This is a genomic window from Nostoc flagelliforme FACHB-838, assembly GCF_014698065.1.
GTDB classification, from domain to species: Bacteria; Cyanobacteriota; Cyanobacteriia; order Cyanobacteriales; family Nostocaceae; genus Nostoc; species Nostoc flagelliforme_B.
Window position 1 is genome coordinate 1 of the sequence record NZ_JACJSI010000313.1, and the last position, 6,917, is coordinate 6,917.

Here is a 6,917-nt window from a genome sequence, read left to right on the forward strand (position 1 = left end):
ACTCTATTGCCTGAATTACCTTCTGGCGTAAGTCGTAACTGTAAGGTTTTGGCATGAGCTTTCCTTGAGCTGAACGCTTCATCTGTATCTAGTTTTACTTTACTCACTAATTATACTGTTTGTCCTAACCGCCTTGGCGCTTGCTATAGGTATTTTTCAGACATGAATAGCAGACCTGTACTTATTTTTAACTCCTCATAGGTCAGAGTACCCACCACGAAAGAAAAAATTCCAAATTTTCCACTTTTAATACCTAGATTAATAGCGTTCCCCGCTCTCCACTGCCACAGATGAAGGCAAAATTAGCATGGCATCACCAAAGGAATAGAAACGATAGCCTGAAGCGATCGCTTCGTTGTATATATTGAATAACCGTTGTCTGCCAATTAGCGCACTTACCAACATCAACAAACTAGAACGCGGTAGGTGAAAATTAGTAATCAAACCATCCACCACCTGCCATTGATAGCCGGGATAAATAAACAAATCTGTTTTACCGCAAAATGGTTGTAAGTTTCCAGATTGAGCCGCCCCTTCTAAAGCCCTTACTACCGTTGTTCCCACAGCAATAACCCGACCACCGGCAGCTTTCGTGGCGCGGATTTGCTCTACTGTAGCGGCGGGGACTTCAATCCATTCTTCATGCATTTGATGGGTAGTTACATCCTCCACTTCCACAGGGCGAAATGTGCCGACACCAACGTGTAGCGTTACAAAAGCTTGATTGATATTGCGATCGCCCAACTTTTGTAATAATTCTGGGGTAAAGTGTAATCCTGCCGTCGGCGCTGCGATCGCTCCTGGCTGTTTGGCATAAACTGTTTGATATTGCTCATCAGCAGCTTCTGAGGCAGTAATGTACGGTGGTAAAGGTACTTCACCAAATACCTCTAACAGTTGCACTAAAGACTTTCCCTCTGGCACATCAAATTGCAACAAACGCCCACCTGTTGCTGCGTCTGTTTCTAAAACCGTAGCCGTGAGTTGGGTACTAGAGACTGGGGACTGGATACTGGGCACTAGGGAAGAATCTTTACAATCCTTAATTCCTAATTGCCTTGCTTCAAAAACAATCTTCGCTCCCTGTTTGAAGCTTTTTCCTGGCTTAACTAAAGCTAACCAACAATTATGCTGCCGTTCTTCCAACAGCAACACCTGAATTTTCGCACCAGTGGATTTATGACCATAAAGCCGCGCTGGTATGACTCTTGTATTGTTCATAACCAGCAAATCACCAGAACGTAGCAGTGCAGGCAAATCATGGAAAATGTGGTGTAGGGGTGCTGTTTCTGTGCCTGTATTAAGAGAATTAATTACCAGTAACCGTGAGCTATCTCTAGGAACTGCTGGGTTTTGGGCAATCAGTTCTGGAGGTAGTTCGTAGTCATAGCCAGCTACCGAGCAATCTAATTCAAAATCTTTTGTTTGTGGACGAGATGTATCTTTCAAATTGGCTTCTACTAGTTTTTGCTTTATTTTAGTATTTATACTCTCCTAAAAAAGCCGGGTTGAGCTTTCCCTTCTAAAGGAACTTTAAGGCATCTTCGCTTAGTTTTGCCGCTAGGCTATAAGATTGTTACTATTAAGTAACACGGAAAAATTAACATAAAAATTGGGTAAACCTCCCCATCCAAAAACGGGGGCTTTTACCCTACCGGGAACAGGCACTTATTGACGAATATAGATATGTAGGATTGGCTTTGATCCCAAGCACCAACAAACATGGAATACTTGTACTATCTGGCAAATGCCAGTCTAACCCTGAGGGTCGTTCAACACCTCCACGCTAGACCCCAGACACCAGTTTCGTTCGTCACCGTAATTCATCAAATTGATGGCTGGGTGGTTAGGATCAAACTCAAAGGTCAAGTCTTGCCCCAAGAAGATGGCGACTTTCGGGCTTTTCTTAATGAATTAGGAATTAGCTACGAACCGCCAATGAGGGTGCAAATGGCACTTTGGAGTTTGGAAGCCGGACAATGCCCAGTGGATGTGATGCGTCGTTATCAAGTAGCGATCGTGTCTCATGGTAGCCCAGAGAGAGACGAAATTGAAGCGTTCCGGCAACAGTTTGTCCGGGGTTTAGGTTACTGCCCAGAAACTTTGGCGTAACATTATTTGCTTGTAACGCCACTAGAAAATTATTGGTCATTGGTAATGAAGATATTTCTATCCATTACCGATTAACCATTATCAATTGAAGAGTCGAAAGCTGCGGGGATATATTCTTGCAGCTTCAACTTATATCCGGGTAGTGATGAAGTAGCTAGAGCTTCCTGATTAGCTGTAACCCCAGTCAGATTTTTTAATACCCTTTGGCAGTAGACAATAGCAACATCAAATCGACAAGAATAATCTGCCTTCTCAGGGTACTGGGCTAAGAATATTCCAGCTGTACGACAGATTTTTGCTTGCTTTTGTGGGGTGATTGCGCTTCTTCCCCCTGCATCCCAACTACCTGAACTGCGGGTTTTGACTTCAACAAATGCCAACATTGAGTGCTGAGTGCTGAGTTCTCCTATTGCTCCTCTATCATATTCAGCAATAATATCGATTTCTCCCCAGCGACAAGAAAAGCGACGATGGAGAATTATCCAACCTGTAGCTTGCAACCATTGGGCTACTAGGTCTTCTCCTAAATGACCAATATCTGGATAATGAGATGGAGGAAAGTTAGCCATTAACTAAAAATATGATGAATTCTGTGAATTCTAGGTTAAGCGATGCCTGCGGCGGTCTACACCTACGCACAGCGGGTTCTATACTCGACTTATCCCCAATAAAATTTGGCTTAAAGTATAAACTAAAGCATCTTACTTGGACAAGCATACTCAGCTTATTCCTGTGGGGAATAATTGCCATCACTGCAACAGTCGGTTTTGCTCCAACAGCTTTGGCACTTGAATATAATAAGGAAATTTTGGTTGAAGCTGATTTCTCAGGACGCGATTTAACAGACTCTAGCTTTACCAAAGCTAATCTTCGCCAGAGCAACTTCAGTCACGCTAATTTGAACGGTGTCAGTTTTTTTGCAGCAAATTTAGAGTCTGCGAATTTAGAGGGTTCTGACTTGAGAAATGCCACTTTAGACTCGGCTCGTTTAGTCAGAGCAAATTTGACAAATGCACTGTTGGAGGGTGCTTTTGCTGCTAACGCTAGATTTGATGGTGCAATCATTGACGGGGCAGATTTTACCGATACGCTGTTGCGTCCCGATGAGCAAAAAAAATTGTGCAAACTTGCCAAAGGGACTAATCCCATTACAGGACGAGATACGCGTGACACGTTGTTTTGTCCTTAGTATTTTTCTACCTGGGTATGGGGCATTGGTTAGTATTTATTTTCCATCCTTTTTATTTCCCACTGCTCCCTCTGCTTCCGGTCACTGAGCGTAGTTGTAACCCTTTGGGGAAGCTAGCTAGCAAGAGCGTCTCCTAGAGAAGTGCTGTTTCCCCTGCTCCTCAAAATATTGAGCATTTACCAACCACGGGCACCAATCTTTTGACAAACAATTTTCATTCCTTTGCCTGGTGAAGAACTTGCTACAAAAGGTATTTCTCCTTTTTCCTTATCCTCTTCAAGTAGCTGTCCTTCTGGCCCGTAAATCGCAATGCGATTGCGAAAAATCCGCGATTCTGTGCAAGAGGCATCAAAGGTAGTCTCGAAGATGCCATCTCCGTACATTCCGTAAAGCTTGTATGTCGTGCCCTTAATAGTTTTCGTGTCTAGAGCTATGCTGTTTCCTAATTTATCGTGCCCCACAGTAATATATCTTTCTGTATCTTGAGCGATGGCTGCGCCAACACCTCCGGTGAACGCACTACCACTACTTAATAAAATAGCGATCGCTCCTACCATGCCGCTCATCTTAAAATACATACGCTTTAAAAATATAAGATTTCATATATTTTTATCCGCAATCAAAGCGGTTCTAGCAGGGTAGAAGTACTGAAATCGAGACGGAGCAAGGTGTTATACTACTTCCTAAGGTTTGGCAGTGGGGCGATCGCATCTGTATTCAAATGGGAACTATAAGAAAATAAGCTGATACATCACACTAGATTGGTTTACCCATGTCTGACGACCAAAAGCGTAATTCCGCTTTTAACGCTGCTGCCAACATTAATGTTCAACATGCCCAATTACAGGATTTATCCTTAAGTGCAGCCCGTAGATTATATAAAGGTGGGATTCAACCTGGTGATCCAATCAGAACCAGAGTGCAAGCCCAAGAAATGTTAGATAAAATCCCTCCATCTCAAAGAGCAGGGATTGATGGCAAATCTACTGATGTTAATACCCAAAAATACCTATCAGATAAGCACGCTAGTCATATCAAACCGCATAGCAAAGGCGGCTCAAATGATCCCAAAAATATCAAGTGGGAAAACGCCAAAGATAATTTAGCCCGTGGCGATAAACCCATGACTTCGCAGGAGCAAATGAGACTAGATGCTAAATGGCATTTTGACAACCTAACAGGTGCAGTCAAAGCAGGTGTTAAAGCCGCGCCCCTGGGAGCAGTAATTGGTGTAGTGACGACAGCACCATTTTCGTTACTAACCAACGGGCTGCGTGTAGTTCGGGGTGAAATTTCTGCACAAGAAGCCGCTATAGAAACACTGAAAGATACTGTAAAAGGTGGCACAGTTGGGGGCGTGACAGCGTTTGTAACCACAACAGTAGCAGCAGCTTGTCCACCAATTGCGATCGCTTTAACCGTAGCCGCACCAGTTTTAGCTGTTGCTGGAACTGCGGGTATGGTTCACGAGTTTTTCAAAATCCTCAATGACCATAAACAAACGGTGAAAATCTATTATGAATCTTTAACTCAACAAGAATTAGAAAGATTACAAGCAATTGAAAATGAACTAATTTATGAACACCAGAAAAATCTAGAGTTTTTGGCCCAAGCGCAAGTAATTAATCAAGAAATTACAAATCGTCCAATTGCACCGGGAATAGAAGGGGCTATAGAACGGTTACGTGAATCAGTAGCTATTGCTCAGTCTTTAGGACTAGCATCAACTGATAGTAAGTTCCTGCCTGATTCTGAACTTCTTTACCTTCCTCCTCATTCTTAGAGAATTAGTCAAAAATTGTATGATTTTTATAATTCCTCTTCTGTTTGGTGCTTTAGGGGCGGCAGTTGGTGCTGTTGCAGGTGCTTTTACTGCCCATGGTGCTGGAGAAAAGGACAGACAAGCAGGCAAGCATCACAGACAAGTTGCAAATGAATTAACAGACAAATACGCCAATTTAGAGAAGAAATATTATGAATTTGCTGATCAGAGCAAGAGGCAAATTAATGATTTAACTCGCCAACACGCATTAGATGAAGTAGAAAAAGACTGTTTGCGTTTAGCAGTACGACTGCAACAAAATCTCATTTCCTTAATGTGGGAGATTGATAGAGAACCTACAACAGATGCTTTAAACAGGTTTCAAGCAGCAGTGGAACAAACTAACCAAGTTCTCTACCAATTAAAAGAGGAGTTAATTATTGTTCCTAATGACTACTATGCACGTCTTTTAACAACAATAGCAGCCACTAAACAAATCAACACTGTCAAACCCAACGATGTTGGCAGTAAAACTATTCTCAGTGTTGATTTAGGCAGAACTTCCACAAAAAGTTGTGTGACTCGTGAACCAAACAATGTGGTGTTCGTACCTGCCAATATTAAGCAAATGTCTATAGAACAAGTACGTGGGGGCGTTTTTGAAGTTCGTGCTATTGATCCATTAATGAATTTGTGGCTGGAATATCAAGGCAATGGATATGCTGTTGGTCAACTGGCAGCAGATTTTGGAGCGAATCTAGGAATCGGACAATCTAAGGTAGAGGCTGCACTGGTAAAAGTGTTAGCAAGTGCTAGCTACTTCAAACTCAGAGACGATATCTCAGTTGTACTGGGTCTGCCTTTTCTTTCCTTAGAGCAATTTGAAAACGAAAAAGCATACTTGATTAGTCAAGTAGGCGGGCCTCATGTGTTGAACTTCCGAGGCGAATCTGTGTCGCTGAACGTCAGTAAGGTATGGGTAATGCCAGAGGGCTATGGCAGCCTGTTGTGGTCTGAAGCTCAACCAAAGAAAAGTCCTGACAGTCCCAATTTTACAAAAACATCGGTGGCGATCGTCGATATTGGACATCAAACCGTCGATCTTTTGATGGTAGATAATTTCCGATTTATTAAATATCTTTCTAAGAGTGAAGACTTTGGTATGAACAAGTTTTATGAATTGGTGGCTGCGGAAATAGACGGTGCTGATAGTCAATCGTTGGCACTGATTTCTGCTGTTAACAAACCCAGAGGTGAACGCTACTACCGTCCTAAAAGCGCAACCAAATCTACTAACTTAGACGATTTTCTTCCCAACCTCACGGAGATGTTTTCTCGTGAAATCTGTAGCCGTGTTCTAGCCTGGTTGCCAGAGCGTGTAACTGATGTAATTATTACTGGTGGTAGCGGTGAATTCTTCTGGGATGACGTTCAACGTCTACTCAAGGAAGCAAAGATTTATGTCCATTTAGCGGCACCTGCTAGGCAAGCTAATGCTTTGGGGCAGTATATTTATGGTGAGGCGCAATTACGCGCCATTGATCGCCGTGTTAGGTCAAAAAACTGATGTTACTTTGAATTTATCCCAAAGCAAAGATAATTTTTGGTAGCTGTAAAGATTTATTTAATATCCCAGTAAAAAAATGAAAATTCAACTTTCTCATGATGTTAAAGATAAACCTTATAAAGAGTGTATTACTCCTAAGCAAGGGAAAAACTTTAATGCAGGACAAGAATTGCTTAAGTAGAACGAGGTGGAAAAACCAAACTGTGTAAAGATAAGTAAATACGTATAATGTGTCTACCAAGGTAATAGAGATATGGGCAGCCGTTTAAGGGTATTTCTGGCTCCAG

General features: G+C 42.3%; 7 protein-coding genes. 4 read left to right on the plus strand and 3 right to left on the minus strand.

Annotation, left to right across the window (positions count from 1 at the left end; translation table 11 throughout):
* Positions 1–258: 258 nt before the first annotated feature.
* The gene (gene queA / locus H6G97_RS41985; RefSeq protein WP_199350048.1) at positions 259–1,449 is read right to left on the minus strand and encodes a tRNA preQ1(34) S-adenosylmethionine ribosyltransferase-isomerase QueA; all 1,191 of its coding nucleotides are present in this window, start codon (positions 1,447–1,449) and stop codon (positions 259–261) included.
* A 273-nt stretch (positions 1,450–1,722) separates the two neighbouring features.
* Here queA and H6G97_RS41990 point away from each other — a divergent pair, with 273 nt between their 5' ends.
* Positions 1,723–2,112: a hypothetical protein gene (locus H6G97_RS41990; RefSeq protein WP_190946482.1), complete on the plus strand. Its 390-nt coding sequence runs from the start codon at positions 1,723–1,725 to the stop codon at positions 2,110–2,112.
* Positions 2,113–2,183: 71 nt separating this feature from the next.
* On the opposite strand, the gene H6G97_RS41995 is transcribed toward H6G97_RS41990, so the two are convergent.
* Positions 2,184–2,681, minus strand: a complete 498-nt coding sequence (locus H6G97_RS41995) for a YraN family protein (protein ID WP_190946483.1) — start codon at positions 2,679–2,681, stop codon at positions 2,184–2,186.
* Positions 2,682–2,704: 23 nt separating this feature from the next.
* Here H6G97_RS41995 and H6G97_RS42000 point away from each other — a divergent pair, with 23 nt between their 5' ends.
* Positions 2,705–3,301 (plus strand): pentapeptide repeat-containing protein, encoded by a 597-nt coding sequence (locus tag H6G97_RS42000; protein ID WP_422394268.1) that lies wholly within the window; start codon positions 2,705–2,707, stop codon positions 3,299–3,301.
* A gap of 176 nt (positions 3,302–3,477) precedes the next feature.
* Here the strand turns inward: H6G97_RS42000 and H6G97_RS42005 are convergent, their stop codons facing one another.
* On the minus strand, positions 3,478–3,867 hold the full coding sequence (locus H6G97_RS42005; RefSeq protein ID WP_190946484.1) for a hypothetical protein: 390 nt from the start codon (positions 3,865–3,867) through the stop codon (positions 3,478–3,480).
* A 206-nt stretch (positions 3,868–4,073) separates the two neighbouring features.
* Here H6G97_RS42005 and H6G97_RS42010 point away from each other — a divergent pair, with 206 nt between their 5' ends.
* Positions 4,074–5,084, plus strand: coding sequence for a hypothetical protein (locus tag H6G97_RS42010; RefSeq protein ID WP_190946485.1), 1,011 nt, complete (start codon positions 4,074–4,076; stop codon positions 5,082–5,084).
* A 457-nt stretch (positions 5,085–5,541) separates the two neighbouring features.
* Entirely contained in the window at positions 5,542–6,630 is a 1,089-nt protein-coding gene (gene fcmB / locus H6G97_RS42015) for a filament morphology actin-like protein FcmB (RefSeq protein WP_338421961.1), read from the plus strand.
* The last annotated feature ends 287 nt before the right edge of the window (positions 6,631–6,917 follow it).